Source organism: Nonomuraea sp. JJY05, assembly GCF_043496855.1.
Taxonomy (GTDB): domain Bacteria; phylum Actinomycetota; class Actinomycetes; order Streptosporangiales; family Streptosporangiaceae; genus Nonomuraea.
Genome location: NZ_JBIEIS010000074.1, coordinates 1 through 17,505, shown reverse-complemented (window position 1 = coordinate 17,505; position 17,505 = coordinate 1). Strand labels below are relative to the sequence as shown.

The 17,505-nt window shown below is 73.6% G+C and carries 14 protein-coding genes and 1 riboswitch; of the genes, 6 read left to right on the top strand and 8 right to left on the bottom strand.

The window, feature by feature from the left end:
• Positions 1 to 97 precede the first annotated feature (97 nt).
• Both ACFKCF_RS58020 and ACFKCF_RS58015 read left to right on the top strand, forming a co-directional pair.
• Complete coding sequence (locus ACFKCF_RS58020) at positions 98 to 721, top strand: TetR/AcrR family transcriptional regulator (protein WP_394505635.1); 624 nt, start codon at positions 98 to 100, stop codon at positions 719 to 721.
• 18 nt (positions 722 to 739) lie between these two features.
• The gene (locus ACFKCF_RS58015) at positions 740 to 1,636 is read left to right on the top strand and encodes an ATP-binding cassette domain-containing protein (RefSeq protein ID WP_394505633.1); all 897 of its coding nucleotides are present in this window, start codon (positions 740 to 742) and stop codon (positions 1,634 to 1,636) included.
• 34 nt (positions 1,637 to 1,670) lie between these two features.
• On the opposite strand, the gene ACFKCF_RS58010 is transcribed toward ACFKCF_RS58015, so the two are convergent.
• The 6 genes from ACFKCF_RS58010 to ACFKCF_RS57985 all read right to left on the bottom strand — a co-directional run bounded on the left by ACFKCF_RS58010 (position 1,671) and on the right by ACFKCF_RS57985 (position 8,588).
• Complete coding sequence (locus ACFKCF_RS58010) at positions 1,671 to 2,978, bottom strand: cytochrome P450 (RefSeq protein WP_394505632.1); 1,308 nt, start codon at positions 2,976 to 2,978, stop codon at positions 1,671 to 1,673.
• Positions 2,979 to 3,005: 27 nt separating this feature from the next.
• Positions 3,006 to 4,094: an NAD(P)/FAD-dependent oxidoreductase gene (locus ACFKCF_RS58005; protein ID WP_394505630.1), complete on the bottom strand. Its 1,089-nt coding sequence runs from the start codon at positions 4,092 to 4,094 to the stop codon at positions 3,006 to 3,008.
• The gene (locus tag ACFKCF_RS58000; protein ID WP_394505628.1) at positions 4,091 to 5,035 is read right to left on the bottom strand and encodes a hypothetical protein; all 945 of its coding nucleotides are present in this window, start codon (positions 5,033 to 5,035) and stop codon (positions 4,091 to 4,093) included. Before ACFKCF_RS58000 ends, ACFKCF_RS58005 begins: the two co-directional genes overlap by 4 nt.
• A gap of 109 nt (positions 5,036 to 5,144) precedes the next feature.
• Positions 5,145 to 6,566, bottom strand: coding sequence for an RICIN domain-containing protein (locus ACFKCF_RS57995; RefSeq protein ID WP_394505626.1), 1,422 nt, complete (start codon positions 6,564 to 6,566; stop codon positions 5,145 to 5,147).
• A gap of 4 nt (positions 6,567 to 6,570) precedes the next feature.
• On the bottom strand, positions 6,571 to 7,089 hold the full coding sequence (locus ACFKCF_RS57990; RefSeq protein ID WP_394505625.1) for a hypothetical protein: 519 nt from the start codon (positions 7,087 to 7,089) through the stop codon (positions 6,571 to 6,573).
• A 161-nt stretch (positions 7,090 to 7,250) separates the two neighbouring features.
• Complete coding sequence (locus tag ACFKCF_RS57985; protein WP_394505624.1) at positions 7,251 to 8,588, bottom strand: amidohydrolase; 1,338 nt, start codon at positions 8,586 to 8,588, stop codon at positions 7,251 to 7,253.
• 119 nt (positions 8,589 to 8,707) lie between these two features.
• Here ACFKCF_RS57985 and ACFKCF_RS57980 point away from each other — a divergent pair, with 119 nt between their 5' ends.
• Complete coding sequence (locus ACFKCF_RS57980; RefSeq protein ID WP_394505622.1) at positions 8,708 to 8,893, top strand: hypothetical protein; 186 nt, start codon at positions 8,708 to 8,710, stop codon at positions 8,891 to 8,893.
• A gap of 164 nt (positions 8,894 to 9,057) precedes the next feature.
• Here the strand turns inward: ACFKCF_RS57980 and ACFKCF_RS57975 are convergent, their stop codons facing one another.
• Complete coding sequence (locus tag ACFKCF_RS57975) at positions 9,058 to 10,032, bottom strand: DUF5937 family protein (protein WP_394505621.1); 975 nt, start codon at positions 10,030 to 10,032, stop codon at positions 9,058 to 9,060.
• A gap of 59 nt (positions 10,033 to 10,091) precedes the next feature.
• Here ACFKCF_RS57975 and ACFKCF_RS57970 point away from each other — a divergent pair, with 59 nt between their 5' ends.
• The 3 genes from ACFKCF_RS57970 to tenA all read left to right on the top strand — a co-directional run bounded on the left by ACFKCF_RS57970 (position 10,092) and on the right by tenA (position 14,394).
• Positions 10,092 to 11,291 (top strand): MFS transporter, encoded by a 1,200-nt coding sequence (locus ACFKCF_RS57970; protein WP_394505620.1) that lies wholly within the window; start codon positions 10,092 to 10,094, stop codon positions 11,289 to 11,291.
• A 61-nt stretch (positions 11,292 to 11,352) separates the two neighbouring features.
• Positions 11,353 to 13,464, top strand: coding sequence for a hypothetical protein (locus ACFKCF_RS57965; protein WP_394505618.1), 2,112 nt, complete (start codon positions 11,353 to 11,355; stop codon positions 13,462 to 13,464).
• A 135-nt stretch (positions 13,465 to 13,599) separates the two neighbouring features.
• Positions 13,600 to 13,695, top strand: a riboswitch (TPP riboswitch).
• On the top strand, positions 13,687 to 14,394 hold the full coding sequence (tenA, locus tag ACFKCF_RS57960) for a thiaminase II (protein WP_394505616.1): 708 nt from the start codon (positions 13,687 to 13,689) through the stop codon (positions 14,392 to 14,394). (Overlaps the previous riboswitch by 9 nt.)
• Here tenA and ACFKCF_RS57955 read toward each other — a convergent pair.
• The gene (locus ACFKCF_RS57955) at positions 14,375 to 17,164 is read right to left on the bottom strand and encodes a BTAD domain-containing putative transcriptional regulator (RefSeq protein WP_394505614.1); all 2,790 of its coding nucleotides are present in this window, start codon (positions 17,162 to 17,164) and stop codon (positions 14,375 to 14,377) included. The two genes, tenA and ACFKCF_RS57955, sit on opposite strands and share 20 nt — an antisense overlap.
• Positions 17,165 to 17,505: the final 341 nt, after the last annotated feature.

The window sequence follows — 17,505 nt, the reverse complement described above, 5'->3', positions numbered from 1 at the left end:
GACGGGCCGGTGTGCGTAGCCGGGGTCGCGTTGCAGGGTTGCTATACACAGGTATAGCGTGCTTTTCAGGTGAACAGCGAGCTATGCAGGAGAATGGATGGCGACCGTACCGGATCCGGAGGATCTCACGGCGCGTGCGCGGATCAGGGACGCGGCGATGCGGCACATCGGTGAGCACGGCTTCGAGCGGGCGACGATCCGCGACATCGCGGAGAGCGCCGGTGTGTCCCTGGGCCTGGTGCGCCATCATTTCGGCTCGAAGCAGGGGTTGCGCGAGGCGTGCGACGAGCACTTGATGAAGACGATCCGCAGGCTGAGCGAGCAGGCCGCGACCGACCCGTACGGTGCCGGGCTCAACCCGGCCGCCGTCCTGGGCCCGTACCAGCCGTATCTGGCGCGGGCGCTGACGGAGGGGTGGGCGGCGCCGCTGTTCGACGAGATGGTCGACCTCGGCGAGGGGTGGATCGTCGAGGCCGACAAGAGCCGCCCCGATCCTCCCGACGTGGACGCCCGGTCCCGTTCGACGATGATCGCGGCGATGGCGCTGTCGGCCACGGTGCTCCGCCGGCACGTCGAGCGTGGTCTGGGAGTGGATCTGACCAGCCCGGAGGGGCAGGTCAAGCTGATGCGGGTGATCGTGGACATCTACTCTCACCCGCTGCTCAGCCTGGAGGAGGCCGCCGAGGCCAGGAAGGCCCTCGATCGGGGCGCGACCGCGTGAATCTGGAGGAGCACCGCCATGAGTGAGGCCATCGTGGTGAAGGGGCTGGTGAAGTCGTTCGGGACGGTCAGGGCGCTGGACGGGCTCGATCTCGGCGTGCGGGCCGGCGAGGTGCACGGCTTCCTGGGGCCGAACGGCGCGGGGAAGAGCACGGCGATCCGGATCCTGCTGGGCATGGTGCGGGCTGACGGGGGCACCGCCCGGCTGCTGGGTGGGGATCCGTGGTCGGAGGCGAGCGAGCTGCACCGGCGTCTGGCGTACGTGCCGGGTGACGTGACGCTGTGGCCGCAGCTGTCGGGCGGCGAGGTGATCGACCTGCTGGGCCGGTTGCGCGGCGGGCTGAACGCGCGGCGCAAGGCGGACCTGCTGGAGCGGTTCGACCTGGATCCGCGCAAGAAGGCGCGGACATACTCGAAGGGCAACCGGCAGAAGGTGGCCCTGATCGCCGCGCTGGCCTCCGAGGGGGAGTTGCTGATCCTGGACGAGCCCACGTCCGGCCTGGACCCGCTGATGGAGGAGGTGTTCAGGGAGTGCGTCAGGCAGGAGCGGGGGCGGCGTACGGTGCTGCTGTCGAGCCACGTCCTGGCCGAGGTCGAGGCGCTGTGCGACCGGGTGACGATCATCCGGGACGGCCGCACGGTCGAGACGGGCACGCTGGCGCAGCTGCGGCACCTGACCCGGACGTCGATCGAGGCCGAGCTGGCGGGGCCGCCGGAGGGGCTGGCCGAGCTGCCCGGGGTGCACGACCTGCGGGCCGGTGACGGGCGGGTGCGCTTCAGCGTGGACGGCGTGGCGCTGGACCCGGCGCTGCGCCGGGTCGCGGAGGCGGGCGTGCGCAGCCTGGTGAGCCGGCCGCCGACGCTGGAGGAGTTGTTCCTGCGCCACTACGACCGGCACGCGGAGAGCGTGCGCTGAAGCCGGACGGGCAGGCCCGCCCGCCCGGGGCGCTTCAGCGGGCGCGCGGGCCGAGCAGGACGGGCATGCTGCGCGTGCTGTTGCCCAGCAGCGTGTCCAGCGGGGCCAGGTCCTCGGGCCGCGCGGCGGGCGCGATCTCGGGGAACGCCTCGAACAGCGCCTTCAGCGCGATCTCGGCCTCGATCCTGGCCAGCGGCGCGCCGAGGCAGAAGTGCGGCCCGTGCCCGAAGGCCAGGTGGGCGCTCGGCGGGTTGGTGATGTCGAAGCGGTGGGCGTTCTCGCCGAACTGGCCGGGGTCGCGCCCGGAGGCGGCGAAGCAGGCCAGCACGGGCTCGCCGGTCTTCAGGCGCACGCCGTCGATCTCGATGTCCTGTACGGCGTAGCGCATGGGGAAGTAGGCGATCGGCGAGTCCCAGCGCAGCGTCTCCTCGACCGCCGCGCCGTAGTCGCACTGGCCGGTGCGCAGCAGTTCGAGCTGGTCCGGCCGGTTGAGCAGGGCGCCGATGGCGTTGGTGATGAGGTTGACGGTGGTGACGTGCCCGGCGATGAACAGCAGCTCGATGGTGGCGAACAGCTCGTCGCTGGAGAGCCGGTCGCCGTCCTTCTCGCGCAGCCTGAACAGGTCGGTGATGAGGTCCTCGCCGGGCGTCTCCCGGCGCTCCTCGATGATCTGGTCGAGCAGTTCGTGCAGGGCCCGGCGTACGTCGGGCGAGTCGTCGAGCGTGTCGGACACCTGGGCCACGGCGTCGGAGAGCTCGTGCAGCGCGTCCTGGTGCTCGGCCGGGATGCCGATGAGCTCGGAGATGACCTCGCGCGGCAGCGGGTAGGCGAACTCCCTGCGCAGGTCCACCGGCTCGTCGGGTGGCAGCTCGGCGAGCGCGTCGACGAGCCGTTCGGTGAGCGCCTCGATCTTGGGGCGCAGCTGCTGGAGCCGGCGCGCGGTGAACGCGCCGGCCACGGGGGTGCGCAGGCGCCGGTGGTCGTCGCCTTCGGCGTTGAGCATCGAGGTGTCGGTGACGATGCGGTCGATGGCGGTGCCGGCCGGGCAGGTGTCGCGGGTGGCCCAGTGGCGGATGTCCCTGGACAGGTTCGGATGGGTCAGGACCGTCAGCAGCGTGGCGTAGCGGGTGGCGGCCCAGGCGGGTACGCCCTCGGCCGTCACGGGCACGAGCGGGCCGGCCGCACGCAGCCGGTCGTTGTCGGCGTGCAGGCTCGGGGTGGCCGGGTCGAGGACGAACCGGGCATGCGGGCATCCTGGGCCTGCGTCCGGGTCGTACCCGTCTGCGGCTTCTTGTTCCCGAGCGTCGAGAGTGTCCTGGTCGAGGCGGCTTTCTTGGCTCATGGGTCTTCCCGTCCGTCTGTCGTTGGGTCATCCCGCGCGGCGCGGGCTCAAGGCCAGCGCGGTCACGTCGAAGCCGGGGTCCTGGTCGAGGTACAGGTCGCGGACCAGCTCCCCGGCGGCGGGCGCGTTGCACAGGCCGTGCCCTGAGAAGCCGGTGGCGTACAGGAAGGCCGGCGGTCCCGGGTGGTGGCCGATGAAGGCGGTCTTGTCGGGGCTGGCGTCGCGCAGGCCGGTGACCGCGGTGTGCAGCGCGAGTCCGGCCAGGCTCGGGTACGTGGCGGCGAGGCGTTCGGCGACCTGCCGCCGCCACGCCTCACGGTCGGGCCCCGGGTAGCCCATGCCGATGAGCAGCCGGTCGCCGCGCAGCCGTACCAGCAGGCCGGTGGCGGCGTGCAGGGTGACCGGGATGTCCGGCGTGTCCGGCGGCAGCGGGTCGGTGGTGAGCAGCTCCTGCTCGATGGGCTCGGTGAGCGGCAGGTCCACGCCGGCCTCGCGGACGAGCGAGGCCGACCAGGCGCCGGCGGCGCACACGATGGCGTCGGCGCTGATCTCGCCGGCGGCGGTCCGCACGAGCCCGGCCCGCGTGTCGATGCCGGTGACCGGGCAGCCGGTACGCAGCGTCGCGCCGGCCTGCTCGGCCGCCCGCGCGTAGGCGGTGACGATGGCCGTGGTGTCGGAGATGTAGGCCTGCGGCGAGTACGCGGCGGCCACCAGCGGGAAGTCCCCGATGAGCGGGTTGCGCTCCCGGGCCTCCCGCGCGCTGATGAGGTTCACGTCGACGCCGGCGGCGTGCTGGGCGGGCAGGTCGGCCTCGAACGCGCTCACCTGGTCGGCCTCGGTGAACAGCACCAGGTAACCGACCTGCCGCAGCGGCAGGTCGATCCCCGGCCTGGTCGGGAAGGCGTGGTAGGCCTCGAGGCTGCGCACGGCCAGCCCCGAGCTGACCGGGTTGCCGGCGAAGTAGGAGCGGACCACGTTGGCGGTGGCGCGCGAGGCGCCGGAGCCGAGCGTGTCCCGCTCCAGCAGCGTGGTGTCGACGCCGGCGTCGGCCAGGTGGTACGCGATCGACAGGCCGATCACGCCGCCGCCGACGACCACTACCCGCGGACCGCTCATGCGGGCGTCTCCTCGCGGCGCAGGTGCTCGCCCGCCTCCCATGGGAACAGGTGCAGGTTCCAGCCGCCGAGGCAGTTGCAGTACAGGGCCATGTGGGCCATGACGGAGACGAAGTCCTCGTGGTCGTCGAGGCGGTCGAGCCCGTCCAGCAGGCGCTGGGTGAAGCCCCACAGGGTGTCGAGGCCGCAGTAGCCGAGGAACTCGGCGGGCGTGTGCGCGAGCTGGCGGGTCATCTGGCGCAGCCACGGCATCGGCATGCCGTCGAGGGCGGCGCGGACGAGGCCGCCGTAGCAGCTGTAGCCGAGCGGCCGGGTCTCGCCGTTGACGAACAGCAGCGTGGTCAGGACCGTCTCGTAGCTGCCGGCGCCGGACGGGATGCGGCCCGCGTGCAGGTCGAGCAGCTCGCGGGGCGGGTCCAGCCAGATGCGCTCGGTCTCGGCGTGCACGTCCTTGACCAGCTCGTTGAGCTGCGGGTCGCCGATGGGCAGGCGCGGGAGCTGGTGGCCGCCGGCTTCGCCCTCGCGGCGGACTTCGGCGATGACGGGCTTCTTGGTGGTGTAGACGGAGTGCCAGACGTCGCGGCCGGCCTGGACCAGGGCGTCGAGGTGCTCCGGGACGACCTGGCCGATCGGGGTGGCGGTCATGGGCTCGGTGAGCTCGCCGTACTTGATGCCGAGATGCTGCAGGCGCGAGCAGAACAGGGTGCCGTCGGGTACGGTGCGCCGGTCCACGCGGTATTCCGCTGGTGTGTGCAGCAGCGAATGGACCGGTGCGACGTGGTAGAGGTGATATCCGGCGACCAGGGCGTGCCCCTGCAGGCTGCGGTAGGGCAGGGCGTCCCACAGGCACTGGGCCAGGGCGCGGTTGCGCTGGTCGAGTTCGGCGGCCACGGTGATGCCGAGGCTGGGCCAGGTGATTTCCACACGCTTCGATTCGTTCACAATACGTCACTCTAACGTCACGATTTGTGGCGAAAGAGGCGGGGTCGTGCTATTGACCGGCGCTTGACGTGCTCTTCTGTGGCTTGGGACTTTCGTGCGCCGGCGCTGCTCACAGAGGGGTGCGGGTGAACTGCTGGTTCTGGCCGCCGTTGCTGGGATACTGCTTGAACTGCACGTCGTCGGCCTGCGAGGAGCTGGGCAGGTCGGCGCACTTGCCCGAGTGCCTGGCCACGAGCCGCAGGTAGCCGCCGCCGGCGTCCTGCAGCGTCCACTGCTGGTTGGCGCCGGTGCCGCACGTGTACTGCTGGAGCGCCGCCCCGTCGGCGGTGGAGGCGCCGTTGACGTCCAGGCACCTGCCGGAGTTGCGGGCCACGACCTGCACGTAGCCGCCGCTGATCGACTGGATGCGCCACTGCTGGTTCGTGCCGCCGCCGCAGGCGTACTGGATGACGGCGGCCGCGTTGGCGGTGGAGGCGCCGCGCACGTCGGCGCACTTGCCGGAGTGGCGCACCGCCAGCCGGTCGTAGCCGGTGCCCGTCGTGGCGATCGTGCCGGCGGCGGCGTCGATGCTGAGCTGGCGCGCGTAGCTCAGGCTCATGGACGTGTTGCCGGAGAACTGCACCGGCAGCCACACGTACCGCGAGTCGTTGACGGGCCCGCCCCACGCGCCGGCCCACCGGTCGCCCAGATACAGGTACGACGTGCCGGAGGTGCCCTGCACCGGCAGCACGTAGGCCGGCTGGGAGCCGAACGTCTGCGAGTCGCCGGCGTTCTGCCAGGCGCTCCACGTGCCGGTGATGCTGGTGGCGGTGGCGTACTGGGCCTGGTTGGGCTGCCAGCCGGTCGCGCCCGAGGTCAGCAGGAAGTAGACGCCGTTGCGCTTGAACATCGCCGGCGCCTCCCGGTGGTCGCCGGCCCACATGCGCGCCAGCGCGGCCACGTCGGTGTAGTCGGCGCTGAGCCGGTAGACGTGCAGGTCGTAGTTCTCGTTCGCGGCCGAGATCATGTAGCCGGTGCCGTCGGTGTCGACGAACGCGGTGATGTCGCGCGACATGTGGCCGAGCGGCCGGAAGCTGCGCAGGTAGGTGTAGGCGCCGTCCACCGTGGTCGAGACCGCCACGGCGGCCCGCGCCTCGCCGTAGTCCCGGCCGTTCTCCTTGTGCATCCACATGACGAACCGGCCGGTCGCGGCGTTGTAGACGACTTTGGGCCGCTCGATGTTGGCGACCTGCAGCTCGGCGGAGCTGGACTGGGTGAGCACGTGGTTGCGGAACTCCCAGGTGCGCAGGTCGGCCGAGCGGTAGGCGGAGACGTAGCGGAAGGTGCCGTCGGCGTTGCGGTTCTCCCCGAACCAGTAGTAGTACGAGCCGACCTTGATCACGCCGCCGCCGTGGGCGTGCAGCAGGTTGCCCGAGGTGTCGGTGAACTGCGCGCCCACCGGCACCGTCACGGGTGCTGCCGCCGCCGGGGCGACGGGTGCCGCCGCGAGCACCAGGCAGAGCCCGGCCAGCAGGGTCAGCAGGCGGGACATGGCGTCAGTTGGTGCAGTTCGCGGACACGGTGACGTCGTAGATGTACCAGACGCTGCCGGGCGCGGCCCACACGAGCGCCGACGTGGTCGTCCAGTTCGTGCAGTTGACGCCGGCCGCGAGCACCGCCGCGCGGGCGGCCTGGGCGCCGTTCTGGACGGCGGTGCCGGCGGTGGCGCCGCTGCCCTGGCGGGTCTCCGAGCGCGCCACCGGGTACGACGGCCCGGGCGGCTGCGGGACGCAGGTGCCCGACGCGGTCGCGTCGAAGATGTAGGCCGAGCCGTCGGGCGCGGTGTAGACGTGGGTGGAGGTGACCGACACGCTCGGGCAGACCTCGCCCGCCTGGGCGGCCTGCCGGTTCAGCTCCGCGCGGGCGTTGGCCTCGGCGTTCGCCTGCCCGGACGACCAGGTGGGTCCCCAGCCGGACGAGCTCGCGGTGCGGAACGTGTCCGCGTGCGCCGGAGACGAGGCCAGGCTGACCGCGGCGGCGAGCGCCAGCGCCGGGAGGAGGTGCCGAGGTGCCATCGGGAGGTCCCTTTCGCGTGGGGGTCGCGCCAGGAGCGCCACTCCGGCACCGGTCGGACGACCGGCCCCGGACGGGCACCGTCACCGTAGATCGGGGCCGGACGCGGGCACCAGCCGAGCGCTCGTCCGGCGGCGTCCGCGCAGGTCAGCACGTGAAACTTTCAGCGCGTGGGAGCACCGCCCCCCATCGGGCCCCGGCACGGCGGCGTGCCGGGGCCCGGACCGCCATCGCCGCCAATCTGTTCCGCCGGTAGCCAGGCCAGGGCGGCGGTGACCAGGGCCTCGACACCCGTGGGCAGCGTGGGGAGGATCTGGGGGGCGAAGAAGGGCGAGTGGTTGCTCGGCACGTCCTCGCGCAGCCGGCCCTCCCGCTCGGCGCGGGCGTACAGCTCGGGGTCGGCGCCGCCGAGGCCCCAGAAGACCGACGGCGCGCCCGCCTCGGCGCCGAACAGGCCGAAGTCCTCGCTGCCCATCAACGGCGCCATGGCCGGAACCCGCTCGGAGCCGAACCGGCCGGCGAACGCCTCGCGCACCCGGGCCGTGGCGTCGCCGTCGTTGACGGTCAGCGGGAAGGCGTTGAGCGTGCGGATCTCCGGCGGGCGGGGCGCGCCGGAGGCGGCCGCCTCGGCGTTGACCACGCGCTCCACGGCCGCCAGCAGGGTGCGGCGCACCTCGGGGGAGAACGAGCGCAGGTTGACCGTGATGGACGCCTCGTCGGGGATGATGTTCTCCTTGTGGCCCGCGTGGATCTGGGCCACCGTCAGCACCGCCCGCTCGAACGGGGACACCTCGCGCGAGACGACCGTCTGCAGGCGCATGACGGTCGAGGCGGCCAGGACGACCGGGTCGACGGTCCGCTCCGGCTGAGAGCCGTGCCCGCCCCGGCCGTACAGCCGGATCTCCATGCTGTCGGCGGCGGCCAGGACCTCGCCGGGGCTGATGAGCAGCGTCCCGGCCGGGTCGGGGAAGACGTGCTGGCCGAGCACGACGTCGGGCGTGCCGATCCGGTCGAACAACCCGTCGTCCAGCATGGCCCGCGCCCCGGCCGCGACCTCCTCGGCCGGCTGGAACAGCGCCACGAGCGTGCCCCGCCACCGGTCCCTTCCGGCCGCCAGCAGCTGCGCCGCGCCGCTCAGGCACGTCACGTGCATGTCGTGGCCGCAGGCGTGCATGAGCGGCACCCCGTCGGGCGTGGTGGCGGTGCTCGCGTACGGCAGGCCCGTCGCCTCCAGCACCGGCAGCGCGTCCATGTCGGCCCGCAGGGCCACCGTCGGGCCCTCGCCGTTGCGCAGCAGGCCCGCCACGCCCGTGCCGCCGAGGCCCGTGACGACCTCGAACCCGGCCGCCCGCAGCCGCTCGGCGGCGATGCCCGCCGTGCGCTCCTCCTTGAAGGCGGGCTCGGGGTGCCGGTGCAGGTCCTGATACAGCTCGGCGAGCTCGCCGAGCACCGGGCCCGCGAGCCCGGCCATGATCGCGTCCATGGCGTCCTGATCGCTCATGCCGACATCCGTTCCAGTTCGGTGATCTCTTGGACGAGGGTACGGCGGGCCGCGTCGCGCTGCTCGGGGGTGGGGGTCGTCCTGGGGAAACCGGCCGGCAGGGCGGCCAGGACCACGATGTGGAGGGCCGTCCTGCGCGGGGTGCGGGCCGGGCGTGCGCCGTCGCCGGGTCGTCCACGGCCAGGCCGCCGTCCCGCTCGGCCAGCACCACGCCGTACGCGCGCGCCGCCGCCTCCCGGGAGACCACGCCCCGCTCCACGTCCCGCAGGACCGCCTCCGGATCCCTGGTGTACGGGTCGCCGTAGCCGCCCGCGCCCGAGGTCAGCAGCGTGACGACAGCCCCGGGCTCCAGCGGCAGCACGTCGATCTTGAAGTGCCTGCGCTCCCGGGGGGTGCCCGGATCGACGATCAGCTCGGTGGCCGCGCCCGGCCCGACCTCCGCGCTTGCCGCCAGGACACAGGGGATGGGTCACCCGTTGACCAGGGCGTCGCCGAGGGCCGTGCGCGCGTACAGGACGCCCCGGCCGACGCGGGTGCCCGTGATCAGGCCCGTCCTGCGCAGCGCCGCCAGGTGGCCGCCCGTGGTGCCCAGGCTCTGCCCGAGCAGGGCCGCGAGCTGGGTGGTGGTGGCGGGCTCGGCCAGCTCGGCGAGGATGCGGGCGCGGCTGCGGCCGATCAGGGCCGACAGGTCGGCGTCGGCCGCGGCGGGCGCGGCCGCGGCGCCCCTCGCGGGGTAGATCATCGCGTACGGCCAGGCGTCCTCCAGGTAGGCGCCGACGGCGGTCGTGAACGCCGACGGCAGGAAGAGCAGCCCCTTGCCGCCGAGCCGGCGCAGCCCGTGGAGGCTCGTCAGCTCGACCTCGATCTGCCCCCGGGGCCGCCAGTGCACCTGCGGGCTGAGGTCCTCCAGCGCCGCCGCCCAGCCGTAGGCCGCCAGCCGTCCCGCCCGATGGGCGACGTCCCGCTGCAGGATCGCGCGGAAGCGCGGCCAGTCGTGGGCGACGATCTCCGTCCAGAGCGCCTGGTACGCGTCGGCGAGCCGCTCCACCACCCGCGGGTCCGCCAGCAGCTCCTTGACCGAGTCCGCCGCCGGCCGCCCGGCGAGCGCCCCGGCGATCTCCGCGTGCGCCTGCTCCAGCGGGGTCCCGCGCATGGCGGCCAGCTCCGCCTCGAACGGCACGTTCACCGCCGTCGGCGGCGGGGCGATGAAGGAGACGTTCGTGCCGCGCCGGTTGCCGCTGATCGCGGCCGAGGCCTCCAGCACGGGGTGGGCGCGTTCGAGCTCCCGGTACGTGCCCCGCCACCGCGCGGCCCACCGGCCGTGCACGCCCGCCTCCAACCGGCCGGCCAGTACCCACTGCGCGTGCATGGTCTCGATCAGCGGCGAGATCGCGAACCTGGTGGCCACCAGATCCTGCGGGGTGACCTCGATTCTTACCGGCACCTTTCGGTTATATCCGAAACAGTCGCCAGTCCGCCGGTCCGGTCCGCACCATCGTGGACGTGAAGGGGACGACGTTCGGCGAGGTGTTCGCCGTCAAGGAGTTCCGGGTCCTGTTCGGCGGCTTCGCGCTGCTGGTCGGCGGGGACTCGATCAAGATGCTGGCCCTGTCCGTGCTGGTCTACGCGCGGACCGGCTCGGCCGGCCTGTCGGCCGCCGCGTACATGGCCGGCTGGCTGCCGTTCATCGTGGGCGGGCTGTTCCTGCTCTCGCTGGCCGACCGGCTGCCGCCGCGGGCGCTGATGGTGACCGGCGAGGTGGTCAGGGCGGTGACGTGCCTGCTGCTGGCGTACGGGGGGCTGCCGGTCTGGGCGATGCTCGCGCTGGTGCTGGTCACGGGGCTGTTCACGCCGGTCTTCTTCGCCGCGCGGGCGGCGATGCTGCCCGACGTGCTGCCCGGCGACGCGTTCGTGCTGGGGCGGTCGGTCCTGAACGTGGCCTCCGCGAGCGCGCAGATCGCCGGGCTGGCGGCCGGGGGCGCGTTCCTGGCCGTCGCCGGGCCCTCGGGGGCGCTGGCCACGACCGCGGGCCTGGCCGCGGTGGCCGCCGTGGTGCTGCGGGCCGGGCTGCCGCACCGGGCCGCCCGGGGCGCGGCGCGTGCGGGCGCCGTGCGCGAGACGCTGCGGGTCAACCGGCTGCTGCTGGCCGACGGGAGGGTGCGCGGGCTGCTGCTGGCGGGGTGGCTGCCGTGCGTGTGCCTGGCCGGGGCCGAGGCCATGGTCGTGCCCTACCTGGGCGGGCAGGGGCAGGCCGGGGTGGTGCTCGCGGCGGCGGCCGGCGGGATGGCGGCGGGGGAGTTCGCGGTGGGCAGGTTCGCCGCGCCGGGGCTGCGGGAGCGGCTGTCGTTTCCGCTGGCGGTGCTGCTCGGCGTGCCCTGGGTGGGGTTCGCGCTCGGGCCGGGGATCGCGTGGGCCGCGGTGCTGGCCGCCGTGGCGACCGCGGGGCTGTCGTACCAGCTGGGGTTGCAGCGCCGGTTCGTGGAGTCGGTGCCCGAGGAGGTGCGCGGGCAGGCGTTCGGGCTGCAGTCGTCCGGGCTGATGACGGGGCAGGCGGCCGGGGCGGCGCTGGTCGGGGCGCTCGGCGAGGCGATCGCGCCCGGGCCCGCGATCGCGGTGGCGGGCGGTGCCGGGGTCCTGGTCGCGCTGGCGCTGGCGGGCGTGCTGCGCCCGGGTGGTGTGCGCGAAGCGGCCCCTCGCCTCTGACCGGCCGGGGCGGGCGGAAAACCCCCGCGATCGGGCGTGTCCCGACTATATGGTGCCGTTCGTGGACACTCTGGAAAGCCTCGTCATCGCCCGGCGGCTGCGCGTTCCCATCGGCGATGCGCCCGCCGGCTCCACGCCCGGCTGGGGGGACACCGCCGCCCGCCAGCTCGACGCGGCACTGCTCAGCGTCGGCTTCACGTGCTCGGCCACGCTGCTGGAGCGGCTGTCCGGGCTGCGCGGCGAGACCGTGGTTGACCTCGGCGTCCGCATTCTGGCCGCCGTCCGCACTCTCGTGGGTGACCACGTCCGGCACAACGCCTACTTCCTCGACTTCCCGAAGAACGTGCCCGACACCCTGGAGTTCTGGGCCGGGCTCCTGCGCGAGACCCTGCTCGACCCGGTCTCCGCCGGCGTCCGGACCTCGACGCTCAACCTGCTCTCCCTGCCCGGCTACGGACGTTACCAGCACACCTACGCCGACCTGCTGGCCGCGCACGCCGAGCTGGTCCCGCTGGCCGGGGACCGGGTGACCGTGCTGGAACTGGGCGGGAGCCTGGAGTCGGAGGCCCGGGAGCTCTACTTCTCGCTGGCGGGCTCCGAGGTGCCCCTGGCCGCCGAGGACCTGGAGGCGCTGCGCCTGCTGGCCGGGTCCTGCGCCGAGGAGCCCGAGCGCATCCCCGTGCGCGAGAACCGCGCGATCGTCAACGAGGTCCGGCTGGCCGGGGGCCGGCCGCTGCTGGTCGACACCGTGACCGACGTGCTCCGGCTCGCCTGCGGCAGCTCCGGCGGCGATGTCACGCTGGCCGAGCCCACCAGGTTCCGCTCGTTCCGCCGGGCCGAGCGCCGCACCCTGCTGGGCGCCCTGGACGCGGTCGCCTCCCCGGCCAAGCTCGGCGACGTTCCGCGCCACCGGGAGCAGTGGAAGCGGCTCGGCGAACGGCTGCACCCCCACGAGTACCCGCAGTTCCCGCGCGCCCAGGACGTCTTCGAAACGGCCAGGGGCGCCCGCCGGGCCCCGAGCCTGGACGGCCGGGTCGAGGCCGCCCTGTCGTCGGGCCGTGCCGCCGAGGCCGTGAAGCTGCTGGAGAGGGCGCCCGGCGCGCTGCTGCGCCGCCTCGACCACCTGCTGCGGACCGGCCTGTCCACGACGGTCGTGCTGGAGGCCGTGGAAGGCGCCGTCTCGGGCGCCTCCGGCCGCGTCCTGCTGTCGCTGCGCGAGCACCTGCAGAACCGGCTCACCCCCGTCGCGGGCCGCGTCTTCGTCAACCGGCACGGCAGGGCGTGGGCGGCCCCCGACTCCCGCTCGCCGCTGGAGGAGGAGGCCCTGGCGCGGGCGCTGGGCATCCTGGACCAGGAGATCGCCCGTCGCCTCCCCGACCCCGGCGAGCTGATCGTCGATCCCGACGTGCTGGACGTCGCCCTGCCGCTGTCCGGCAAGGCCGTCGTGCCCGGCCTCGGGATGCTGCCCCGGGGCTCGGTGTCGGCGGTGGACGGCGAGCTGCTCAGGTTCTTCGTCCACTGGCACGAGGCCCGGCAGCGCACCGACTACGACCTGTCCGCGCTCATGCTCGACGCCACCTATGACAACCCGACGCACATCTCCTGGACGAACTACACCAACGGCTTCGCCCAGTACTCCGGCGACCTCACCGAGGCGCCCGACGGCGCGTCCGAGTTCATCGACATCCGGCTCGCCGCCGCGACCCAGCCGATCATCATCCCGCAGGTGAACGTCTACGCCGGGGAAGGCTTCGACGAGGCCGCCGAGGCGTTCTTCGGCTACATGACCAGGGACGCCGAGCAGGAAGGCAGCCCGTTCGAGCCGCGTACCGTGCGCATGAAGTCGGACCTGCGCGGCTCCGGCCGGATCGCCCTGCCGCTCGTCTTCCTGCGCGGCGCCGACGGCGGCTGGCTGGTGAAGTGGCTGCACCTCTACCTGAAGGGGCACCCCGGCTTCAACCAGGTGGAGGGCAACCGGGTCAGCGCCTCCCTGCTGGTGCGCTCCATCGTCGAACGCGACCACCTGCGCGTTCGCTACCTGGCCGACCTGCTGCGCGCGAAGAGCTCGGCGGCCGGGCACACCACCTATATCGGGCTGGAGGCGCCGGCCGGCCTCCCGGCGGAGTCGCGCGTCTACACGGCCGGGACGCTGCACGAACTGATCCCCGCCTGATACGTTCGGCTTCCGGTCGTGAGGCCATTCGAGGGCTTCCTTCTCCTGGTTCGAATCCAGGTGGGCCCCCTGGGCCTACTCGGCTGCTAGCTCCCGAGCCTTCCTCACGACCGGGCCGTGCCTTCTGCTAGCGTTGGCGGCGACGCGGGGTGCCCGGGCTGCCGGGCTGAGATCACACCCGTCGAACCTGATCTAGTTCGCACTAGCGAAGGGACGTCATCGGTGACCTTCTGTGAGAAGATCTGGGCGCGCACGGCCACGCTGCTCGAGGCGATCCACGACCACCCGTTCAACACCGCGCTCGGCGACGGCACCCTCGACCGCGAGCGCTTCGCGTTCTACCTCGTCCAGGACGGGCGCTACCTGGTGGCCTACGCCAAGGTCCTCGCGACCGCCTCGGCCCGCGCCACCGCCCCGGCCGACGCCGCGTTCTTCGCGCAGAGCGCGCACACGGCGCTGGTCGTCGAGCGGGCCCTGCACACCGGCTACCTGGAGCAGTTCGGGCTGACGGCCGGCGAGACGGCGGCCGTCGCCACCTCGCCGACCTGCCTGGCCTACTCCTCCTACCTCCAGGCCACCGCCCTGGCCGCGCCCTTGCCCGTGCTCGCCGCCGCCGTGCTGCCGTGCTTCTGGGTCTACCAGGACGTCGGCGCGGCGCTGCTCGAACGTACGGCGGGCGCGGCCGACCACCCGTACCGGACCTGGATCGGCACCTACTCCGACCCCGCCTTCGCCGCCTCGGTCGAGCAGGCCAAGGCCATCACCGACCGGCTGGCCGAGACCGCCGACCCCGAGACCCGCCGGGCGATGGACGAGGCGTTCTGCCGGGCCACCGAGTACGAGTGGATGTTCTGGGACAGCGCCTGGCGCCTGGAGGCCTGGCCCACCGGCCGGTGGCTCCAGCCGGCCCTCACGCGAACGACGCGCTGAGCTCCCGGCGCAGCTCGCGAGCCTGGTGCAGGTAATGGGTGGCCAGCGCGGCACGCCCGGCCGAGCGGTACAGCTCGCCGAGCGTCTGGTAGGTGTCCGCCTCCCCGCTGCGGTCCCCCAGTTGCTGGAAGATCACCAGGGAGCGCTCCAACTGGTCGGAGCCGTCCGAACGCTCGCCCCTGGCCACCTGGAGCCCGCCCAGGTTCCGCATCGCGTACGCGCCGCAGTGGCGGTCGCCCAGCGCCTCGAAGATGTCCAGCGCGTGCCCCTGGTAGCGCATGGCCCGGTCCGACTCGGCGAACAGGTCGTACATGCGGCCGAGCTGCATCGACACGCAGCCCTCGCGGTGGGCGTCGTCGAGCTCCTCGGCCAGCCGCAGCGCGTCCCCCAGCCACCTGGACGCCTGCCGCAGATCCCGCAGCGACAGATAGACGCGCCCGATCGCCTGCCGCGCGTACGCCTCGCCGCTGCGGTCGCCGATGGCCAGGAACATGGCCAGCGCCTGCCGGAAGGACCCGAGCGCCTTGAGATGGCGGCTGGAGAACTGGTTGACCGCCGCCAGCCCGCAGATCGAGATGGCCTCGCTCCGCGTGTCGCCCAGCTCGTGGAAGATGGCGCGGGCTCGCCGGAACATGTCCTCGGCCTCGGCGTAGCGGTCCTGGTAGAGGCAGACCTGGGCCAGGCCGCGCAGCATGGCGGCCTCCCCGTGGCGGTCGCCGGCCGCGCGGGCGCTGTCCAGCGCGAGGCGGTGCGTCAGCTGCCACTCGTCCAGGCGGCAGTGCAGGTCGAAGTACGGGACCAGGGTGGCGGCCAGCCCCCACGCGGACTGGGCCAGGCCCGCGCCGGCGGCCAGCCGTACGGCCTCCACCAGGGACTCCCGCTCGGCGTCGAACCACGACAGCGGCTGGGCGGTCAGCCGGCCGAGGGTCTCCCGCTCCAGGCTCCAGCGGGGCGCCAGGTCGGACGTGAGCCCGAAGAGAGTGGTGGGCAGTCGCAAGGAGGCGTGCTCGGCGGCGGTCAGCCAGCCGCCGAGCACCCGGGCCAGCGCGTGCCGCTCGGTGTCGCCGCCCGCCTTCTCCCTGGCGGCGCAGCGGATCAGGTCGTGGAGCCGGTAGCGGGGCTGGCCGACGTGGTCGGTGCCGGCCAGCCGCAGGAGGTTGGCGTCCACCAGGGTGTCCACGACGGCGTCGGACCGGGGCCGGTCGAGCACGGCGTCGGCCACCCAGCCCGGCACGGACTGCTCGCCGAGCAGGCCGATCGCGCGGAAGGCCAGGGCGGCGTCGTCGGGCAGCCGCCGGTAGCTGAGCTCGAACGAGCCGCGTACCTCCAGGTCGCCGGCGCGTAACTCGTCGAGGCGGCCGGCCTCGTCCGCCAGCCGCTGCCGAAGCACGCCCAGCGACCACCCGGGCCGTCCGGCCAGCCGGGCCCCGGCCACCCGGACGGCCAGCGGTAAGTGGCCGCAGGAGCGCACGATCGCCTGGGCGGCCTCGCGCTCCTCCGCCACCCGTTCGGGGCCGACGATCCGGCCCAGGAGCTCCTCGGCCTCCGCGGGCGGGAGCACGTCCAGTTCAAGCTGGAGCGCGCCGGGCAGCTCGGCGATGCGCCGGCGGCTCGTGACGAGCACCGCGCTGCCGCTGCCGGGAAGCAGGGCGCGTACCTGGGCGGTGTCGGCGGCGTCGTCGAGGAAGACGAGCATCGGGCGCTCGGCGAGAAGGGAGCGGTAGAGCGAGGCCCGCTCGCGCACGGTCGGCGGCAGGACCGCCTCCGCGACGCCCAGCGCGCGCAGCGCCTCGGCCAGGACGCCGAGCGGATCGGCGGGTTCGGCGTCGGTGCCGCCCAGGCACAGGTAGAGCTGGCCGGCGGGGTAGCCCGCCCGTAACGCGTGGGCGCAGTGCACGGCCAGCGCGGATTTGCCCACTCCCGGCGGTCCGGTCACCACGGCGATCGCGGGCGGCCCGTCCGGGCGGTGTGCCTCGGGGGACAGGGCGCGGGTGACGGCCGCGACGTCCTGCGCCCTGCCGGTGAAGTCCGGCACGTCGGCGGGGAGCTGGTGGGGCGCCGCCGCGACGGGCGCGGGCGGGGCATCGCCCGCGAGCACGGACGCGTGCACGTCACGTAACTCCTGGCCCGGCTCGATGCCCAGCTCGTCCACGAGCTGCCGCCTGATCGTGGCGTAGGCGTTCAGGGCCTCGGCCCGCCGGCCGCTGTGGTGCAGGGCGAGGATCAGCTGCTGCCACAGGTCCTCGCGGTAGGGGTGCTCGCCGATCAGGTCGCGCAGGTCGTCGATCGCCGTGGCGTGCTCGCCGCGGGCCAGCTTCAGCGCCACCAGCTCCTCGACCGCGGCCAGCCTGGCCTGGGTGAGCGCGCGCAGCCGCCCGTCCCACAGCGGGCTGGCGGGCAGGTCGCCGAGCGGGGTGCCGCGCCACAACGCCAGCGCCCGGCGCAAGTGCTCCATCGCCTCCTCGGTACGCCCCGCCGCCCGCGCCCTGGCCACCAGGTCCTCGAACTGCAGGGCGTCCAGCCGCCCCGCGTCGAGCTGCATCGCGTAACCGGAGGTCCGGGCCTCGATCTGGACGCCTGCCGAGCGCAGCGTGCTGACGTACGTGCGCAGGTTGGCCACGGCCGACGACGGCTGCGCCCGCGGCCACAGCACCTCGACGAGCGCCTCGGAGCTGACCACCTCGTTGGCCTCCAGCAACAGCGAGGCGAGCAGGAGCCGGGGCTTCCTGCCGGCGACGCGTATGGGCCCTTCCGGGACCCGGACCTGCAACGGCCCAAGAACACTGAATACGGGCTGTTCAACCACCATGACCGCGCGTTCTCCTGAGCTGGGCGCCGTGCGGGGCGTCCGTTGGTGAAGCGTTCAAGCTGGAAGGGCCTTTATACCGATTTTGGATGTTCTTTGTATGCCGGACTCGCAATCTTGATCCCCAGCAAGAGCGCTTCGAAAGATCCGACGGACAGATTCGCGGCGCCGGCCGGGGCATTGCCCCTCCGGCGCGCGCAGAAAGGTATCCGCATGAGAACCAGAGGGGTGCTTACGGCCGGGTTCGCCCTGCTCTTCAGCCTCACGACCGGTCCGATCGCGGTGGCATGGGCCGCCCCGACCCC

Excerpts from the sequence above, each read along its gene's own strand:
- ACFKCF_RS57995 (WP_394505626.1), bottom strand. The coding sequence starts at position 6,566 with ATGTCCCGCCTGCTGACCCTGCTGGCCGGGCTCTGCCTGGTGCTCGCG.
- ACFKCF_RS58020 (WP_394505635.1), top strand. The coding sequence starts at position 98 with ATGGCGACCGTACCGGATCCGGAGGATCTCACGGCGCGTGCGCGGATC.
- ACFKCF_RS58005 (WP_394505630.1), bottom strand. The coding sequence starts at position 4,094 with ATGAGCGGTCCGCGGGTAGTGGTCGTCGGCGGCGGCGTGATCGGCCTG.
- ACFKCF_RS58010 (WP_394505632.1), bottom strand. The coding sequence starts at position 2,978 with ATGAGCCAAGAAAGCCGCCTCGACCAGGACACTCTCGACGCTCGGGAA.
- ACFKCF_RS57990 (WP_394505625.1), bottom strand. The coding sequence starts at position 7,089 with ATGGCACCTCGGCACCTCCTCCCGGCGCTGGCGCTCGCCGCCGCGGTC.
- ACFKCF_RS57985 (WP_394505624.1), bottom strand. The coding sequence starts at position 8,588 with ATGAGCGATCAGGACGCCATGGACGCGATCATGGCCGGGCTCGCGGGC.
- ACFKCF_RS58015 (WP_394505633.1), top strand. The coding sequence starts at position 740 with ATGAGTGAGGCCATCGTGGTGAAGGGGCTGGTGAAGTCGTTCGGGACG.